The sequence below is a fragment of the Clostridium aestuarii genome (genome assembly GCF_026735135.1).
Classification (GTDB): Bacteria; Bacillota; Clostridia; order Clostridiales; family Clostridiaceae; genus Clostridium_H; species Clostridium_H aestuarii.
Genome location: NZ_JAPQER010000004.1, coordinates 154435 through 173835, shown reverse-complemented (window position 1 = coordinate 173835; position 19401 = coordinate 154435). Strand labels below are relative to the sequence as shown.

The 19401-nt window shown below is 28.3% G+C and carries 16 protein-coding genes and 1 other annotated feature; of the genes, 2 read left to right on the top strand and 14 right to left on the bottom strand.

Annotation, left to right across the window (positions count from 1 at the left end):
• Nucleotides 1–23: 23 nt before the first annotated feature.
• The 14 genes from OW763_RS11295 to metG form a co-directional block, all read right to left on the bottom strand.
• The gene (locus tag OW763_RS11295; protein WP_268041248.1) at nt 24–1604 is read right to left on the bottom strand and encodes a ClC family H(+)/Cl(-) exchange transporter; all 1581 of its coding nucleotides are present in this window, start codon (nt 1602–1604) and stop codon (nt 24–26) included.
• Nucleotides 1605–1809: 205 nt separating this feature from the next.
• Entirely contained in the window at nt 1810–3153 is a 1344-nt protein-coding gene (locus tag OW763_RS11290) for a chloride channel protein (RefSeq protein ID WP_268041247.1), read from the bottom strand.
• A gap of 88 nt (nt 3154–3241) precedes the next feature.
• Complete coding sequence (locus OW763_RS11285; RefSeq protein WP_268041246.1) at nt 3242–4084, bottom strand: Mrp/NBP35 family ATP-binding protein; 843 nt, start codon at nt 4082–4084, stop codon at nt 3242–3244.
• Between the two features lie 85 nt (nt 4085–4169).
• A complete protein-coding gene (locus OW763_RS11280) occupies nt 4170–5000 on the bottom strand; it encodes a YhfM domain-containing protein (protein ID WP_268041245.1) in 831 nt (276 codons plus the stop codon).
• A 42-nt stretch (nt 5001–5042) separates the two neighbouring features.
• Nucleotides 5043–5795, bottom strand: coding sequence for a prolipoprotein diacylglyceryl transferase (locus OW763_RS11275; RefSeq protein ID WP_268041244.1), 753 nt, complete (start codon nt 5793–5795; stop codon nt 5043–5045).
• A 115-nt stretch (nt 5796–5910) separates the two neighbouring features.
• The gene (locus tag OW763_RS11270; RefSeq protein ID WP_268041243.1) at nt 5911–6492 is read right to left on the bottom strand and encodes a hypothetical protein; all 582 of its coding nucleotides are present in this window, start codon (nt 6490–6492) and stop codon (nt 5911–5913) included.
• Between the two features lie 76 nt (nt 6493–6568).
• On the bottom strand, nt 6569–7975 hold the full coding sequence (locus OW763_RS11265; RefSeq protein WP_268041242.1) for a hypothetical protein: 1407 nt from the start codon (nt 7973–7975) through the stop codon (nt 6569–6571).
• Between the two features lie 177 nt (nt 7976–8152).
• Nucleotides 8153–8992, bottom strand: coding sequence for a 16S rRNA (adenine(1518)-N(6)/adenine(1519)-N(6))-dimethyltransferase RsmA (gene rsmA / locus OW763_RS11260; protein ID WP_268041241.1), 840 nt, complete (start codon nt 8990–8992; stop codon nt 8153–8155).
• Nucleotides 8973–9536, bottom strand: coding sequence for a ribonuclease M5 (rnmV, locus tag OW763_RS11255; RefSeq protein WP_268041343.1), 564 nt, complete (start codon nt 9534–9536; stop codon nt 8973–8975). The genes rsmA and rnmV overlap by 20 nt, the downstream gene beginning before the upstream one ends.
• A 161-nt stretch (nt 9537–9697) precedes the next feature.
• Entirely contained in the window at nt 9698–10735 is a 1038-nt protein-coding gene (locus OW763_RS11250; RefSeq protein WP_268041240.1) for a ubiquitin-like domain-containing protein, read from the bottom strand.
• A gap of 403 nt (nt 10736–11138) precedes the next feature.
• A complete protein-coding gene (locus OW763_RS11245) occupies nt 11139–11900 on the bottom strand; it encodes a TatD family hydrolase (RefSeq protein ID WP_268041239.1) in 762 nt (253 codons plus the stop codon).
• Nucleotides 11901–11931: 31 nt separating this feature from the next.
• On the bottom strand, nt 11932–13449 hold the full coding sequence (locus tag OW763_RS11240) for a DUF445 family protein (RefSeq protein WP_268041238.1): 1518 nt from the start codon (nt 13447–13449) through the stop codon (nt 11932–11934).
• A 122-nt stretch (nt 13450–13571) separates the two neighbouring features.
• The gene (locus tag OW763_RS11235; protein ID WP_268041237.1) at nt 13572–14618 is read right to left on the bottom strand and encodes a glycoside hydrolase family 73 protein; all 1047 of its coding nucleotides are present in this window, start codon (nt 14616–14618) and stop codon (nt 13572–13574) included.
• A 166-nt stretch (nt 14619–14784) separates the two neighbouring features.
• The gene (gene metG / locus OW763_RS11230) at nt 14785–16728 is read right to left on the bottom strand and encodes a methionine--tRNA ligase (protein ID WP_268041236.1); all 1944 of its coding nucleotides are present in this window, start codon (nt 16726–16728) and stop codon (nt 14785–14787) included.
• A 91-nt stretch (nt 16729–16819) separates the two neighbouring features.
• Nucleotides 16820–17071: a binding site (T-box leader), on the bottom strand.
• A 223-nt stretch (nt 17072–17294) separates the two neighbouring features.
• Between metG and OW763_RS11225 the strand changes: the two genes are divergently transcribed.
• Together OW763_RS11225 and OW763_RS11220 are read left to right on the top strand one after the other, a co-directional pair.
• Nucleotides 17295–17984: a response regulator transcription factor gene (locus OW763_RS11225; protein WP_268041235.1), complete on the top strand. Its 690-nt coding sequence runs from the start codon at nt 17295–17297 to the stop codon at nt 17982–17984.
• 1 nt (nt 17985) lies between these two features.
• On the top strand, nt 17986–19386 hold the full coding sequence (locus OW763_RS11220; protein WP_268041234.1) for a sensor histidine kinase: 1401 nt from the start codon (nt 17986–17988) through the stop codon (nt 19384–19386).
• The last annotated feature ends 15 nt before the right edge of the window (nt 19387–19401 follow it).

Sequence of the window (19401 nt, the reverse complement as noted above, 5' to 3'; positions counted from 1 at the left end):
TTTGTTATAATTTCATTTCAGTTTTATATTATACATTTTGTAGTCATTTTGTTAATTATATCTCCTGTGTATGATGCTTTATCTTCATCAGCTAATACAATAATATAATCTCCTGCATAAATCCTAGTATTTCCTTTAGGTATAAGCTCTTTTTGTCCTCTTCTAATCCCTACTAATAAACATCTATCTGGCCATCTTAAATCTTTTATTTGCTTTCCTTCTATTATGGATCCTAATGTTACAACATATTCCATAATAATTTTTTGCTTACTGTCTCCTATAAACTCATCTTTTCCCTTGTTTTTTATAAATCGTTCCAATAAACTTTCATAAATAGGTTCCGATTTTAATATATCTGTTATCACATAAGCTGTTATAGAAACAATTGTTAATGGTAGCAAATGATGAAAAGATCCTGTCATTTCAGTAATTAAGATACTTCCTGTAATAGGCGCTTTAACAATAGCAGTAAGGTAACCAGCCATAGCTAAAATCATGAAATTCATAATATACTGTGAATCAATATTAAATACTTTTACTAATGCCATTCCATATATATCTCCAGTAAGTGCCCCTATAACTAACAAAGGTAAAAATATTCCTCCTGGAACTCCTGATCCATAACTTATCATAGTAAAGAAAAATTTAATTATCAAAAAAATCAATAATACCTTTATGGAAAATTTCGCATGTACCAATTCCATAATTAATTCATGTCCGCCACCTAATAACATAGGAGCAGTTACCCATAAAACCCCTGCTATTATAAATGGTATAACAGGTCTAAACTCCACCGGTAGCCATGCTTGGCATTGAAAAATATCTTGAGTTTTTATCAACGTTCTATTAAAAGCGACTCCAAAAATTCCTATAATAATTCCTAACAGTATTAAATATATATAATATTTAAGTGGTAAAACAGGTGGATTGTAAAAATCGAAGACTGGTTTTAATCCAAAAAATTGCTTTGATACAAAATCTGCTGTAAGAGATGCAGACATAGCAGAAAGTAAAATCAGAGGGGAAAAATTCTTATGAATCTCTTCTAATGCAAAAATAACTCCCGCTAAAGGTGCATTGAAAGCTGCTGCTAACCCTGCACTTGCTCCACTTGTTATAAGAAACTTTTCTTCTATCTTTACTCTTTTAAAAATTCTACTAAACCCTTGTCCTATAGCCGCTCCCATTTGTATAGACGGACCTTCTCTTCCTAAAGATAAGCCTGCTGTTAAACATAGGACCCCGCCAATAAATTTGTTAACTATTACCTTAAACCAATTCATATCTAGTTTTCTAAGAAGCATACCTTCTACTTGAGGTATTCCACTTCCTTTAATCATGGACTCTTTTTTTATCATTTTGCCCACTATATATCCAGCTACTATCAATAATGTAAACAAAACATAAATACTCCATACTTTATTATGAATCACAGAATAACCATATTTCATTGCATCACTTATTTTTTCTACTGAAAATCTATACAGTACTACTAGTAATCCTGACATTAAACCAACTATAATACCTTCTGCAATTAGATGCATTCGGAAATTTTGCCAATGAAATAAAGTATTATGGATTCCATTTTTATTTTTTTTATTCACGATCATCCCCCTTTATACTATATTAATTGTAAGCATACGTTAATTATAACCCCTTAATCAGATATATTCAACTTTAGTCTTGAATCAGCATATTATTTGCCTGAAATTGACTTAATATCCTATTTAAAATAAAAAAACATAAAAATATGCAGTTCATTTACAAATATTTATAAATAAACTGCATATTTTTATGTTTTCACTAATTTTACTTTAAATGATTATTAATAAACTTTTTCATAGGTTTATATTTAGCATTAAACTTAATTTTCCTTATCTTATTTATCTCACAATCTGTAGCTAAATCAATCGAAGGACTTTTAACTGTAGATATAACCTGTGTTGGATATATACTTCTATGTCCCACAATTAAATAACTAATGACAGTCACAATTGCTGCATAAGTTCCAACTTGAGCGCCAAAAAGTTCAGTAGCTATTATTATTCCTGCAAGTGGAGTATTCGCACAAGCAGCTAAAAATGTTACCATTCCAACGGCTGCATAAAAAGATGCACTAGCATGAATAAGTGAACTCCATGCACTTCCCGCTGTCGCTCCTATATATAACATTGGGGTAAGTATACCTCCACTTCCGCCACTTCCTAGCGTAAAAGAAGTAGTAAACATTTTAGCTAAAAAAGCAATTCCACTTACATTATCTCCTGCAATTGACTTTTCTATAAATGACTCTCCTATTCCTAAATAATCTGTAGACTTAGTTATAAACGTAATTAATAATACCATGCATCCTCCAATTATTGGTTTTAATAACCTAGGTGCTTTTAAATTTTTAAAGAACTCTTCAATCCAATTTACTACTGCAATGAATATATTAGCAATTATTCCTATAAAAATTCCAAATATAATCATTTTCAAGAACATAGTTGTTGGAGCTTTTTTTGTAAAATACACAGAATACATAAGGGGTTTTGTTCCTAAATATTGTCCTATATAATAACTTACAAATGAAGCTAAAAAAGAAGGTAATAATGATATATATGAAAATCTTCCTATATATAAAACTTCTGAAGCAAAGGCAGCTGCTCCTATTGGAGCACCAAAAACTCCTACGAACCCAGCACTTATACCGCAGACTGCAAATCTTTTTCTGTCCATATCATCCATTTTTAAAATACCCGCAAAAAAAGATGCTATCCCTGCACCTATTTGTGTAGCTGGTCCTTCTTCTCCAACTGAACCACCAAAAATAATAGTTATAAATGTTGTTATTAATTTTACTGGAATTACTTTTATGTCCATTCTTCCAGCTTTTTTGTGTATAGCTTCTATTGCCTTTTCTGTACCATGTCCTTCTGCATCTGGTGCTAATTTAAAAACTAAGAAACTACTTAACATAAAAGCTAACGGTATTAACAAGTAATAATTCGTCCATTTTGAAGTATAACTTACTCCTATATTAACAACTTTAATAAATAGTGCTGTAGCAGTTCCTACAGTAACTCCTACAAATATAGATAATATAATCCATTTAATTGCACTGCCTAATAAGACATATTCTTCTAGCCAATCCAATTCACTATTTTTTTTCATAAATCCCACCTTGCCTTCTAATAATATTAGTTTAAAATATATGCATTAAAAAATCGCTTCTTGAATTTAAAAAGCGATTTTTTATATGTTATTGTAATGTATTAATAAAATTATTTAATAATTCTTCATATTCCTTTGATTCTTTTATAAAGCTTTCCATTTTACCGTTTTCTAAACTTTCAACCATATCTAAATTTATAGGCATTTCTGCAAGTAGTGGTATTCCTAAGTATTCTGCATGTTCCTTACCGGATTTCTTACTAAATATTCTTAGTTTATCACCACATTTTTCACATTTTACATAAGACATGTTTTCTACTACACCTAATAAATTAACATTCATTTTTTCTATCATAATAACTACTTTTTTAACTATCATTGAAACCATATCTTGAGGAGTAGAAACTACGACCATTCCTGTTAATGGTACAGTCTGCATTATTGTTAATGCAACGTCTCCTGTTCCTGGAGGCATATCTATTAAAAGATAATCTAATTCTCCCCATTCAGTATCAGCATACATCTGATTTAAGACTCCTGTAATCAAAGGACCTCTCCATATAACTGGTTGTTCTTCCTGTTCAGTTAATAAATTCAATGAAATTACCTTTATTCCGCCTTCAGTTTCAACAGGAATAAATTTTACTTGTTCTTCATTATCTTCCATTTTAAGAATCTGAGCTCTTTTTTCATTTATTCCTAGAACTCTAGGCATTGAAGGACCTGTTATATCTCCATCTAAAACTCCAACTTTATATCCAGCTTTAGCAAGTTGAGCAGCAAGTATACCTGTAACTGTTGATTTACCAACTCCACCTTTTCCGCTTATAACACCTATAATTTTATTTATATTCCCATATTTAGGGAACGCTTTTGAACAGTTTTGTTCGTTACATGTTCCATTACTTGGGCAAGTATCACAATTACTCATTTTAATTCCTCCTAAATCCAAAATTCATATTACACCCTTAACATTATATCACTATAATTATTTTTATCAAATGCCAAAAACAATTTTAAAAATTTTCCGGTTTTTTATCTACACTTAATGTAAACTGCCATGCCCCTATATCTTCATCATATTTATTAGTAAAATAATACTTTGTCTCTTTTTTGTCTTGCTTATAGTAAAAAGTAATTATACATTTATAAATCTCTGACTTATATCCTTCAGTAGTTATATTCATAATAACATCATATTTATTTGTATTATCATCCCTTATTATTTCTTCATTACTACTTAAACCTTCTTTAAATTCTTCTAAATCCATAGTTAAAATAAATTTTGACGCATATTGGTCGTCCATATCTATACCTATTTTTTCATTTCCGTTTAAGCTTTTTCTATATTCTTTTAGTGCCATAATAATAGATTTATAATAAACATCTTTAAATTCCTTAGGTCTTCTTATATTCCAAAAATTCTTCATAATATCATCATCAAGTCTTTTAGAAACAATATATATTTTATCATCACCATAAAGATTTCCAGCATCAGTTTTATCAAGCCCTGCAATATAATTAAATTTATGGACTTCATGATGACTCTCTTGAAATTCTAAAACGTAATCTGATTCTAATGTAATTTTATTTTCAACCTCTTTAGCTTCTGATAAAATATCATATAACTCCTTAATTGAACTTTTATCTGTAACTATAAATGTAAATCCTTTATCTCTTACATTTTGTATAATTACCTTATTTATCTTTCCTTCTTTTATGTACTCAAAATCTTTGTTTTTCATACCTAGTTTCACTTTAATATTATCTAATTTACTACATCCAGTTAATAAATTACTAAATATAAACATAAATACTATAAATAATATTTTAAATTTTTTACTCACGCCCTTACCCCCTAGGCTTATAACTCTTATTGAACACCTTTTTTATTTTACACTCTTAAACTTTCTTATATTATAAAGCATGATTCCAATAACTAATGTAAATATAGCAATAAATTGAGATGTCGAAAATATTCCTACATTTCCTCTAGGATCATTTCTAAAAACTTCTACTAAAAATCTTCCTATACTATAAATTATAATATACATAGAAAAGAGCTTTCCATCTTCTTTTTCCTTTTTACCATACCATAATAAAAATAATGCTAAACCAAAATCAAACACAGATGAATACAGTTGAGTTGGGTGCAACTTTACTCCACAAGGAGCAAATAATGAATTGGTAAATTCAACTCCAATAGGCAGTGTAGTTTCTTTTCCATAACAACATCCTGCTAAAAAGCATCCTATTCTTCCAAAGCCTTGTGCAAGAGGTACACTTGGTATTGCTAAGTCAAATACCCTTAACACATTCCATCTTTTTATCCTACAATACGTAATGACTGCTAAGATTCCACCTATTATACCGCCGTATATTACAAATCCACTTCCAAAATCCTTCAATATTAAAGGATTCTTTATTATGATTTTTATATCCGTTATTATGTATAAAAGTTTTGCTCCTAAAATTCCGGATATTATTGTAATCACTGTCATATTTAATATGCTTTCATCATCATATCCTCTTTTTTTACTTCTAGCATTCAAAAGTAGAAAAGCACATATAATACCAATAGCTATCATTGTCCCATACCCATAAATTTTCATTCCAAATAATTCAAACAGAACAGGTTTCATATATTTTACCTCCATAAAAAAAGAAGCACTAGGCTTCTTTTTTATATACTCTGTATAAAATTATAATACTTTAAAAGACCTAAATCAATATATACAAACAACATACTTTAAATCTTTAATTTAAAGTTATTGTTTTAACTATACTTTCAAACATAGCTGTCATATTCTCTTTAAAATTTTTACTTTTAACAAAAAAGGAAAATCTAATAAATTGACCATTATTTTTTATAAAATATTCATAGCTTGTATAATCTACTTTGTTTGAAGTAATAACATATTTAACTAAATACCCATCTTTGTTATTAATTTTAATATTATTCATCTTATAATCTTTGATTTTATTTTGTTTTTGTGATACTTCTTTACTATTTACTAAAAACTCTTTTAAATCTCTATTAAAATTCCAAATTTGAACAAAACCATTTATGACTAAATCTTCAGATTGAAAATCATTATGATATATTATTTCCTTTCCAGGAAATTTTTGCTGTTTTGTAACCCATTCAGATGGCATCTTATATTTTAGTACTCCATCTAAAGCTTCGTATTCAGTTAAAGCTTTTACATTGTTTTGAACAAAACTCACAGATTTTAAATGATCTTTTAATGTTTGTCCTATTCCAAATAGCACTATCATTAATACAAAAACTATAAAAATAACTTGGAGTTTTCTTTTATTTATTATTACAATATTCATAAATCCCCTCCATATTCTTTTATGATACTATATGAACATAAATCAAAAATATTAAAACTAACTGCTAGAATAGCAGTTAGTTTTTCTTTATCGGAATCATAATCCTTGAGTTTTTGAAGTCATAAAACATTAACCAATATCCTAAACTATTTTTTTCATCATCCTCTTCTTCTGCACAAGCCCATGTTACAAATCCTGTCATACCCCTAAATGGTTGATCCTCAATAGATTTTGTTCCAGGTACTCCGTATACTAAATACTTCATTTTTCCATCAGTATCATATTTATAACCTACAATATAATGTCCATGTCTCATAATATATGGATAATAGCATGCCATAGGATAATAAATTATTGTATACTTATTCTTATCTGAAACACAGTTCATATTTTGTAAATCTCTTAGATGTACTTTATACCATTTGCAACTTCCTACTTCAGGACATATATCTTCAACTTCTTCAAGTCCTTCTGCTATTTTTTTGAAGAACTTTCCTTCTGTTCCTGTTGGATAATTTCTATTTATTGGAGTATAATCCACACTTCTATTATAAGATTCATTATCCGTGTCAGATACAAAAGTATCATCCTCTAAAATATGATTTGTATTATCCAAGGATTCAGCTTCATTATTTATGTTCTTAATCTCTTCTATGTTCTTTTCATATTCTTCAAATATTCTATTTTCTTCTTTTTTACCATTTACATCATTATCATTACTATTTTTTACATCATTATCATTACTATTTTTTACATCATTATTATTACTATTTTTTACGTTTTTACTATTATTTGTTTCACTTTCTCTCGTTTTATTTTTTATATCATCTTTATTTTTAATTTCTTCTATTTTTGTTTCTTTATCTTTTACTATATTATTATTTTCTATGTTGTAATCCTTCTGAATTTTTATATCATCTCTAACTTTAGATTTTATGTTTTCTCTGTTTTTAACTTCTTCATCTTTTTCAACTTTAAGTTTACTTGTATTTACAATAGATTCTTTCTTTTCATCTACTTCTTCATTTTCATCTGTATTTCTCTGCTGCTTACCTTCAATTAATGGATATTTTGCCCAATTATCAATTTTAACTCCACTTACAAACCCAACTAATACAGAATGCACAGTTGATTCTTTAACTTTAACAACACAAGCCCCTTTTATTTTATCAACAGATATACCAATATTAGCTATATTGTTTATTTGATATTCATATGATATTTCTGTCCTTCCATATTCGTCTATATTCATTTCTCCTAATTTTATTAATTTCTTTTCGCTCTTCTTACTGCATATTAATACCATATAGTAAGGTTCCTTATCTTTTTTCAAGTTTTGAACATAATAAGACACCTTACATTTGTTACTTTTCTTTTCAATTTTCGCATATCCTGTTGGAAACCTATTACTATCTATTGAATATCCTTTTTCATCTTCTTGTAATATAATAAAGTACCTACTATAGTCTCTTTTAGATGCCACTATTTCTCCCTCCAAGTAAACTTATTCCTCATTCTAATATATGCTATATTTTCGAAAAATGACCTATTTTTTTACAGATATAAATTTAAAGTCAATAATTATAAAATTTATATATATATAAATACACTAAATAATTAAAGCCTATGTCTTTAAAAATTCAAAGACATAGGCTAATTCCTATATAAACTTATAAATACTATCTGTTAAATTTGCAAATTCCTGAAGTGATAAAGTTTCCCCTCTTCTTCTAGGATCTATGCCAGCATCATTAAAAGCTTTTTCCATTGTTTCCAAATCCATAACTTTCAAACTTTTTATTGCATTTCTTAAAGTTTTCCTTCTCATATTAAAAGACTGTCTTACTATCTTAAAAAATAATTGTTTATCCTTTACTTCAACTCTAGGTTTATCTAGTTTATCTAGTCTTATAACTATAGAATTAACCTTAGGTTGAGGTATAAATGCAGAAGGTGGAACATTCATTATTATTTTGGTGTCACAATAGTATTGTACAAGTACAGAAAGCGCACCATATTCTTTACAGTCAGGTTCTGAATCTATTCTTTCTGCAACTTCCTTTTGAATCATTATTGTTAAAGAATCAAAATTATAACCTTCATTAAGTATTTTTGCAATTATTGGAGTAGTAACATAATAAGGTAAATTTGCTATTACTTTAATATGTTTTTCATCTCCAATTATTTCATTAAAATCAATTTTTAAAGCATCTTTATGTATAAGCTGAAAATTATCAAATTCCTTTAATTCATTTTGCAGAATAGGTATAAGTTCTGAATCTAATTCAACAGCACATACTTTTTTCGCTTTATTTAATAATTCCCTTGTAAGCGTACCTACCCCTGGTCCAATTTCTATTACAAAGTCATCCTTTGAAACTTCTGAACCTTCAATTATATTATCTAACACATTATTATCTATTAAAAAATTTTGACCTAAGTTTTTATTGAATTTAAAATTATATTTTTTTACAAGTTCTTTAGTTATCAGTTTTTCCATCTTCTATCTCCTTATTGACCTTATTGATCGCTTTCATAAACTCTTCTTTACTAATTCCATAATTATTTAGTCTAGTTATAAATTGTGCAGAATTACAATAACCTATTCTTAATTCTTTTCCTAATGCTTCTCTTCTTATTTTAGCTTCTTCGTTCACTGTAAGCTTAAAAAAATATAAATCCTGAACATTGAATACGTTTCTTTTTTCTTTAACTTCACATTTGGCATTCTTTAATGCTTTTTTTATAGTTTCTGGAGAAGCATTTTCAACACCTATATCATCATCCTTAAGTCCTTCTTGCTTACTTATATACGCATGTTTTATCCCCTTGACTCTTTTAGAAATAATTCTTCTTATCTTTTCGCCTGCAAAATCAGGATCAGTAAAAACAATTACTCCTTGTCTTTTTTGAGCTTCTTTTATCCTATCTATTACCTTTTTATTAATTCCAAATCCTCCAACAGCAATAATTTCAGCATCCACTGCTCTCTTAACAGCTGTTATATCGTCTCTTCCTTCTACTACAATAACTTCTTTTATCATCATATCAATAAAAGCCTCCAATAATATCTTTATTTCAACTCTCAACTGAAAAGTGCTACGCACTTTTCTTATATTCTCTTTCTATTTTTAACTAAGTAAGTTATCCTGTCAAGATTACTTTTGTACTTCAAACAAAAAAAATAAGAGCGTTAACCGCTCTTTTACTTAGTTACATATACATTTAAATATCTTACTCCGAATTTATCAACGTCTCTATCCGTATTAAAATATAAATCTATTCGGTTTCCTTTAATAGCTCCACCTGTATCCTCCGCAATCGCATAGCCATAACCTTCAACATATACTTTTGTTCCAAGTGGAATAACTCTAGGATCAACAGCAACAGTGCTGTAACCATTAGGATTTCTTTTAACCTTAGTACCAGAAGCAGTGATTGCAAAATATTTATCTCCAGGTCTTTTACCTGTATCCTTAAAACTAGCTGTATACGCAGTAGCTCTCATTCTTATTTTCTTTGTATAATTTATACTACCACGAGAGAGATTTAAAGTATTTAAGGTTCCCATAGCAACTACTTTATTAGTAGGCTGCTTTGTTATTTTTTCTTCCACTACTTCTCTTGTCACTTCTTTTCCATTTTCATATACTATTTTTTCTATAATCTCTTTTTGTCCTTCTGTTCCTTCTTTTATAATTTTTTTAACACCTTGGTTTAAATTACCATCTTTTTTTATCTCTGTAGAGAATTCAATAGACTGTACTTTCTTTTCCATTGTTGTATTTACTCTAGTAACCATTATTTTAAGTCCATCTTTTATTTCTTCTTCTCTTAATGGTTGTACCCTGTCTTCTTGTCCTAACGTAATTCCTTCTGCTTTTAACATTTCTCCAACGTTATCTGCAGTAGTTGCAACTGTCTGTGTTTTTCCATCCATTTGCAGTTCAATATCAATAGCTTTCTCTATTTTTATCGTATCTCCTGATTTTATCCTACTCTTTAAGCTTGGCTCTACTACATCCTTGGGACCTAACGCTATATTACTATTTTTTAATATGTCATTTACTGTACTCCTGTATGTTATTACACACATTTCCTTTCCATCAATAACAATATTAATATTTTTTTCCATACCATATATACCTGTTATAATACACATAACTAACAGCATGGCTATGAAAAATACTTTCGGTCCGTTCGAAAAGTAGTCATTTATGTCGTCTTTACTTTTAAAAAACATAAAAAAACCTCCTCGACAAAAGTGACTCAATCATTATACACTGTATGAGTTTTTTCGTCAAATTACTCGCTTTTGTCCTTTTTAAGTGTGTAAATTAAATGCACATTTTGCATAATTATCCTTCGAATAAATAGCATTCTAATCTTCAGGTAAAGTTTTTACTCCAACTGAAGCTAAGAAGCCTTTATCTAAGGTCATCCCACTACTTAACCCACTGCTGGCAATATCTAAAGTATTCGACACAGTAGACATCAGATAAAACTTACAATAAATATTTTATGATTATAAATTTTAACTTATGTAGTATTTTTACCAGGAGATATAAATTTTATTCATCTATAACAAAATAAGTTATTCGTTTTCCTTATTTTGTAAATAGATTTATAGTTATTTTACACCTTAACTATATTTTTAGCAAGTTTTTAATATTTTGAACAGTTTTACACTCCACTTCTTCCTCTGAAATTTCTTTTATTTCAGATATTCTTTGTATTATATATTTTATATATTCTGATCTATTTCTTTTTCCTCTATGTGGTGTTGGTGCCATATATGGACAATCTGTTTCTACTAATATTCTATCTATGGGAACTTCCTTTGCTACTTCTACTATTTTTTTAGAATTTTTGAAAGTTATAACTCCTGTAATACCTATATAATATCCTAGCTTCAAACATTCTGTCGCAAACTCAACACTTCCTGAAAAGCAATGAACTACTCCACTAACCTCTGGAAATTCTTTCATTATTTCCAATGTTTCTCCATGTGCTTCTCTATCATGTATAACAACTGGTAAATCAAGTTCTTTAGCAAGTTTCATTTGCCTTCTAAATACAGCTTTTTGAACTTCCTTTGGTGGATTTTCTTTCCAATAATAATCAAGTCCAATTTCCCCTACTGCTCTAACCTTATCATTTTTAACTAGTTCTTCTATTTCCTTTAAAGCCTCATCAGTAAATTCATATGCATTTTCAGGATGTATTCCTACTGCTGCATAGAAGAAATCATTTTTCTCTGCAAATTTTACCGAATCTCTCGCTCCTTGAAGTGAAGATCCACAATTTAAAACTCCCACTATCCCATTTTTCTTAAGTTCTTTTATAACCTGTTCTCTATCTTCATTGAAACTTTCATCATCATAATGTGCATGTGAATCAAAAATCATTTTATTACCTCCATAACTTTACTTTAACAAATTAAAGACTTCCCAAAATTGGAGACAAAAGTCCTATTATAGAACCTAGCAGTGCTCCAAGCCATGTTATTGCACTTAATTCCTTACTTGCAATTTCAATTATTAATTCTTCTGCAAATGCAACCTCAAAGGAATTTATCTTCTCCTCTACTATTTTATTAATTTCTAAAGCTTCTATAACTTCTCCCGCATTATTATCTATAAATCTTTCAAACATATTTTCTGATATATCTGATACAAATTTTGATATTTTATTTTCATTTTCCTTTGAAATTCTTTCTATTTTTATATTAGCAATCTTATCTACATAGAAATCAACGTATTCTTCTGTCTTCGCTTCTATTTCTTTACTTCCAATAAAATATTCTATTTTATTTCTTACAAAATTGCCTATTAACTTTTCAGAATTTATATTCATTGCTAAAAGAATATTTTCTATAGATTCATTATTTGCAATTTTGTCCTCTAATGTACAAACTAAATCATTTATAAGTTTATCACCTATTATTTTGTTAACTATTGCATCACTTAATACTTTTATATTTCTTTTCTTTCCTTCTTCTGAAACATTTGATAAAACATCTGAAACTTTATTTTTAAGAAGTTTATCTATAATTCCATTTATAAAAAGTGCAATCTCTCTTTGATTGTCTTCTTTATCTAAATATTCTCCTAATATTTCTGAAATCTTATCGTAAATAGTATCTGCGTTTAAAAACATTGCTATCATAGGACTAATATTAGTACTTATTGCATTTGTAATTATTTCTTTAATCTTTTGTTTACCATTTTCATCTTGAAGCATATCTTTTATAGCCATAGCAATATAATAATTCTTATTATATACATAAACTTTAACCGTACTTATGAAGCTGATTGGTATTACATCTTCTAAATTTTTATCTATATTTTCTATTTCTGAAAGCTTATTTTTAATAATTTTTTGTATTGCAATATTAAATTCTTCTGAATTTTTATATGCATTAGCTTGTTCTATTAAATTTTGCTTTATTTCTTTATAAAAATCACTTTGTAAAATACTATTTGGATTTTTTGAAAGCTCCTTTTTCAATGTATCTATTACTATATTTTCTACTTCTTCTTTAAATTTTTCTTTTCTTATATGCAATATAATTAATTTTGTTAATTTTATTTTTATGAAACTTATAAAATCTTCATATTTTTGTCCTAATATATTTTTTATACCTTCTCCTATTGAAATTCCACTTTGAATTATTTCTATAACTTTGTTCTGCGACCAACTTTTAAATTTTTCATTCATACCATTGTCACTCAAGTATTTAACCATAGTTTCTTTTGTTAAAAGATGATTTCCTATAGCCGCTCCTACACTTTTAGCCATTCTATCTTTTTCTTTTGGAATAAGTCCTGGTGTAAAAGGTACTTTTATACCTAAAATCCTTTTTTCTGTATAAGGACGAAATAACATTTTAATAGCTAGCCAATTTGTTACATAACCTATACATGCACCTATGATTGATGCAAATAAAAACTTCATATTTCCACCCTTTCCTTTTTTTAATTTATTTAAACTGTTAGTTTAATTTCAATACTAATAATTTTACTATACAAAATACAACACTTCAAATAAAAAAACGTTGGTCACCCAACGTTTTTTTATTAATATGAAAGTTCTTTTCCATTAACATCATATTGCCATAAATTATATTTGTTGATTATTTTACATATATCACCCACATAACTTGATCCAGAACAGTATCCACCTTTTTGAATTGCCTTTATTTGTTGTACATAGTTAGAAGCCTTAAATACTCCTGCATTCACGTATCTATCCTTTAGCAAAACCGTTGCATGATCATTAATAGACTGTTTCCAACTTGAATACACTCTCCATTTAGAAGATTTAATTTTAACACTTTTCCCTGTCCATGTTTTACCAGCTTTAATTCCAAATAAGTTATTATATTTTGTAGCTTTTTCACTTCTACCCCATCCTGATTCCCAAATAGCTTGTGCAATTGTTACAGATGGTAATATTTTATGTTTTTCGTAATTTTCCGAAGCTCCTTTTAGAACCTTTCCTATAAATTTATCCTGAAATCTACTACTTTTACTAAGTATAGATATTTTCTCTGATAGCTTGTCATTTTTGTTAGGTTGTTTTTTATTTTCAGTTGTCTTTTTTTCTGTGGAATCTTTTTTATTATCAACTGTTTTTTTATCAATTTTTTTCTTACTTTTATCACTTATTTTTAAATCTCCATCTAAATCCACCTGAAAGTCATGTTGTAATTTTTTTTCAGATTCCATATTTACTACTATCAAAACACCCTTTTTATATAGCTTTTTATCTTCAGTTTGTACAGGTTTATTAACTATTAAATAATAAGTTTTGTCCTTATTAAGCTTCTTAGGAATAACCTTTACATTTTTATCGTCTAAAGCCTCAAAACTTAAGCTTACTTTTTTTCCACTTGAAGTTTCTATAAGTTCTATATAACGATTTTCTAAAACCTTTTCATCAATTTTTTCGTCAAAAGTTAATGTGAATTCTTTTTTAACACTTACATCATTTAATGTAGATATTTGCTTATATTCAACTATGTCTAATGTACTTTCCGCTTTTGCTGTAACAAAATAGCTACATGATAATCCTAACACTAACAATAAACTAATAACCCCTCTTTTAATACATACTTTATCCAAACCATCCACACCTTTTCTAATTTTTTGTAATTATCCTTACAATCATATATTTTAACATATTACTATCATTTTCTTCAAAACAAAATTTTCATATAATAAGAATATTGTGAAAGTATACTCTTATACAGCACAAAAAAAATACACGGATAATCCGTGCATTTTTTTGTTATTTGACTCTACTTCCAGTTACCAATTCACCTGGATTCACTGCTACTAATTTATCCTTGTCATCTGATGCTGCAAGTATCATTCCTTGTGATAATTCTCCCATTAATTTTACAGGTTTTAAATTAGCTACAAGAACAATATATTTCCCTACCATTTCTTCAGGTTTATAATATTTAGCTATTCCTGATACTACCTGTCTTACTTCTCCACCTAAATCTACTTTTAATTTAAGAAGTTTCTTTGCTTTTTTAACTGGTTCACATTCTAATACTTTTGCTACTCTTAAATCTATTTTATCAAAATCTTCTATAGTAATTTCTTGTTTTATAGGTTCCATTTCAGGAACTTTTTGGTCTTCTGTTGATTTCATTTGTTGTTCTTGCAAATTTGCAAGCTCTTCTAATTTCTTTTCAACATCTATTCTTGGGAATATGGCTTCTCCCTTTTCTATTACCTTTGTTCCAGCTTTTGTTCCATCAAAAGACGCTATGCTATCCCATGATGTAAGCTCTACTTTTATTTGTTTGTTTATATTTTCACTTGTTTCTGGTAAGAATGCAGAAATCATTACAGAAACTATTCTTAAACTTTCAACTAAATTATATAGCACTGTTCCAAGTCTTTCCTTTTTGCTTTCATCCTTAGCAAGTACCCAAGGCATAGTTTCATCTATATATTTATTGCTTCTTCTAACTAAAGTGAATATTTCATCTAATGCTTCTGGAATTTTCAAATCATTCATTTTAGCTTCTACTTTTATTGGAGCTTCAACAGCAACCTTAATCAAGTCATCATCTATAGTTTCTTTTACAGTTGGAGCTTGAATTACTCCTTCAAAATACTTATTAATCATAGCAATTGTTCTGTTTACTAAATTACCAAGATCATTTGCAAGATCAGAATTTGTCTTCTTTATAAATGTTTCACTTGTATACATTCCATCTTGACCAAAAGGTATTTCATGTAAAAGATAGTATCTTACTGAATCTGTTCCAAAATGCTCAACTAAGGTTACAGGATCTACCACATTACCTTTTGATTTAGACATCTTACCTCCATCAACTAAAAGCCAACCATGACCAAATACTTGCTTTGGAAGAGGTATATCTAATGCCATAAGCATAATTGGCCAATAAATTGTATGGAATCTTAATATATCTTTTCCTACTAAATGTACATTTGCAGGCCAATATTTATTATACAATTGATCATTTTCTTGATCATATCCAAGAGCTGTTATATAGTTTGTAAGTGCATCTATCCACACATATATAACATGCTTTTCATCAAAGCTTACAGGTACTCCCCAATCAAAAGATGTTCTTGATATACATAAATCTTGAAGTCCTGGTTTTAAAAAATTATTAATCATTTCATTTTTTCTTGTTGTTGGCTGAATAAACTCTGGATGAGCTTCAATATATTCTATAAGTTTATCTGCATATTTAGACATTTTGAAAAAATATGCTTCTTCTTTAGTCTTTTCCACAGGTCTTCCGCAATCTGGACATTTTCCATCTACAAGCTGAGTTTCTGTCCAGAAGGATTCACATGGTGTACAATATAAGCCTTCATATTCACCTTTATATATGTCACCTTTATCATATAATTTTTTAAATATTCTTTGAACAGTTTCAACGTGGTATTCATCTGTAGTTCTTATAAACTTATCATATCTGATATTCATTATCTTCCATAGATTTTTTATTCCATCTACAATTTCATCAACATATTCTTTTGGAGCAACTCCCTTTGCTTCAGCAAGTCTTTGAATCTTTTGACCATGCTCATCAGTTCCTGTTAAGAAAAATGTATCATATCCAGTAAGCTTTTTAAATCTAGCAATAGCATCTGCTGCAACTGTAGTATAAGTATTACCAATATGCAAATTAGCAGATGGATAATAAATAGGTGTTGTTATGTAATATGTTCCTTTACTCATTAAAATTCCTCCCTTTTATTTTAGTATATATCTATAATCTATATAAATATTCTGATACAAAAAACAAAAGTCTCTAAACAGGTTTGCCCTGTTTAGAGACGTATATTACGCGTTACCACTCTAATTTATTTTAGCTTCACAGCAAAAATCTTAATAAGTGACTCCTTAACCCTACGTTAATTTTATCACCTTGCAGTATAACGGCTGCTTCCGTACTGTCCTACTATATTTCAGACAACATGCTCCAAGACCATCTTCATAAACTTACATATCGCCAGTTTTCACCTAACCTAGCTCTCTTTTAGATACTTCTACTCACTACTCTTCTTTTCAATGCATTTATTTGATATTTTTTATTCATTATTTTTATATTAATCTTATGATATATAAATTAATATGTCAACATTATATAACTATTTATCTACTTATCTTGCCATGTTTTTAATAAAATATACAACATTTATTTTTTTAATTAAACCAGTAATGAGATATAATAATATTATATTGTCATATTTTTTTAACCATTATGTGATATAATTTTGGGACAATAGTTTAGAGGTGATAATATGCATAATAAAGTATTGATAATAGAAGATGAAGATTCTATAAGAAAGTTTGTAAATCTTGTCCTTCAAAAACAAGGCTTTGAAGTAATTCAAGCAGCTTCTGGTGAAGAAGGCTTGGAAAAAGTAAATTTAGAAAATCCCGATGTTATAATTCTAGATATAATGCTTCCTGGAATAGATGGTTTTAAAGTATGTGAGATAATACGTGAAGAATATTCTAACATAGGTATAATAATGCTGACAGCAAGAGGTCAGGATCTAGATAAAATTGGTGGCTTAGAATCTGGTGCTGATGATTATATGGTAAAACCTTTTAATCCTTTAGAGCTTTCCGCTAGAATAAATTCTTTATTAAGACGTATAAAAGCTTCTGATAAAGATCCTTCAAACTTACTAATATCTGGACCTTTTAAAATAGATCTTAATTGTAAAATAGCTTATAAAAACAATGCAGAATTGACTCTAACTCCTAAAGAATTTTTGCTCATGAAGATATTTATACAAAATATAAATAAAGCTCTAAGCAGAAATAAACTTTTAGACTTAGTATGGGGCTACAATTTTGTAGGTGATCCTAAAATAGTTGATGTAAATGTTCGTAGACTTAGAAATAAACTTGAGGATAATCCATCCTCTCCTAATTACATTGAAACAGTATGGGGAGTAGGTTATAGGTGGAAGGAGAGTTAAGTTGAAATCAATAAAGCAAAAATTAACCTCTAGCTACTTCTTTGTAATATTCTTAACTGTAGCTATTTCTGAAATTTTCTTAATAACTTCAGTTAAAAAATATTATTATGACGCTACTAGAGAACTTCTATCTAATCAAATAAAATTATCTGCTGATTTTTATAGTACGCACCTTTCTTCTTCGGGTTTAAAATATGCTATTTCAAACGATGTAGATATATTTTGGAAAAATACTAATGCAGAAGTACAAATTCTAGACTTATCCGGAAATATTTTAATGGACTCTATAGGCTATTTTCAATCTGATCCTATAAATTCAACAGATTTTAAAACTGCATTATCAGATACTTTGGGAAGTATAATATATAAATCTTCTAATGGAAAAGAAACTCTAATGTCAGTAGCTTATCCATTAAAAAAAGGCGATAGTATTGAAGGGATAATCAGATTCATTACTTCTTTAACCACTGTAAATAAAGGTATATATCAAATATCCTTATACTTTCTCTTAATAGGATTTTCTGTAATAATACTCTCAAGTATAATAAGTATTTTTGTATCTAAAAAAATAACTACTCCTTTAAAAGAAATTACAGTAGGTGCTGAAAAAATGGCAGCTGGTAATTTTAATCAAAAAATTCAAAAAACTTCTGATGATGAATTAGGTAGGCTCGTGGATACATTAAATTACATGTCAGAAGAAATATTAAAAAATGAAAAATTAAAAAATGAATTTATTGCTTCTGTTTCTCATGAACTTAGAACTCCTTTAACTTCTATTAAAGGTTGGGCAGTGGCTTTAAGCCTTTGTGATCCTGAAAACAAAAATGAGTTTACAGATGGATTAAAAATAATAGAAGAAGAGTCCGATAGATTAACTTTATTAGTAGAGGAATTACTCGATTTTTCAAAGCTTGTTTCTGATAAAATCACACTACAAAAATATTGGATTGATTTAACAAACATAATTGACTATATGGTAAAACAGTCCTCTCAGCGAGCTCATAGAGAAAATATAGAGCTATCTGTAACACATGCAAATCAGTTACCTAATGTATATGCTGATAAGAATAGGTTTAAGCAACTGCTTATGAATATCTTAGACAATGCTTTTAAATTTACTCCTAGCGGCGGCAAAGTAGCTATTACTACGTGTTTAGATAATAATGTCATACTAATAAAAATTAAAGATACTGGCTACGGTATATCAAAAGAAGATCTTCCTAAAGTAAAAGAAAAATTTTACAAAGGAAAGAACAGTAAATCTAAAAATGGCATTGGGCTTTCTATATGCAATGAAATAGTTAAACTTCACAATGGTAAACTAAAAATACTCAGTAAAGAAAACGAAGGTACAGAAGTACAAATTATACTTCCTTTAAATACTCATTCAGAAAACTAATTATTAATAAACATT

Excerpts from the sequence above, each read along its gene's own strand:
- OW763_RS11290 (WP_268041247.1), bottom strand. The coding sequence starts at position 3,153 with ATGAAAAAAAATAGTGAATTGGATTGGCTAGAAGAATATGTCTTATTA.
- OW763_RS11285 (WP_268041246.1), bottom strand. The coding sequence starts at position 4,084 with ATGAGTAATTGTGATACTTGCCCAAGTAATGGAACATGTAACGAACAA.
- OW763_RS11275 (WP_268041244.1), bottom strand. The coding sequence starts at position 5,795 with ATGAAACCTGTTCTGTTTGAATTATTTGGAATGAAAATTTATGGGTAT.
- OW763_RS11270 (WP_268041243.1), bottom strand. The coding sequence starts at position 6,492 with ATGAATATTGTAATAATAAATAAAAGAAAACTCCAAGTTATTTTTATA.
- rsmA (WP_268041241.1), bottom strand. The coding sequence starts at position 8,992 with ATGGAAAAACTGATAACTAAAGAACTTGTAAAAAAATATAATTTTAAA.
- rnmV (WP_268041343.1), bottom strand. The coding sequence starts at position 9,536 with ATGATAAAAGAAGTTATTGTAGTAGAAGGAAGAGACGATATAACAGCT.
- OW763_RS11250 (WP_268041240.1), bottom strand. The coding sequence starts at position 10,735 with ATGTTTTTTAAAAGTAAAGACGACATAAATGACTACTTTTCGAACGGA.
- OW763_RS11245 (WP_268041239.1), bottom strand. The coding sequence starts at position 11,900 with ATGATTTTTGATTCACATGCACATTATGATGATGAAAGTTTCAATGAA.
- OW763_RS11240 (WP_268041238.1), bottom strand. The coding sequence starts at position 13,449 with ATGAAGTTTTTATTTGCATCAATCATAGGTGCATGTATAGGTTATGTA.
- metG (WP_268041236.1), bottom strand. The coding sequence starts at position 16,728 with ATGAGTAAAGGAACATATTACATAACAACACCTATTTATTATCCATCT.
- OW763_RS11225 (WP_268041235.1), top strand. The coding sequence starts at position 17,295 with ATGCATAATAAAGTATTGATAATAGAAGATGAAGATTCTATAAGAAAG.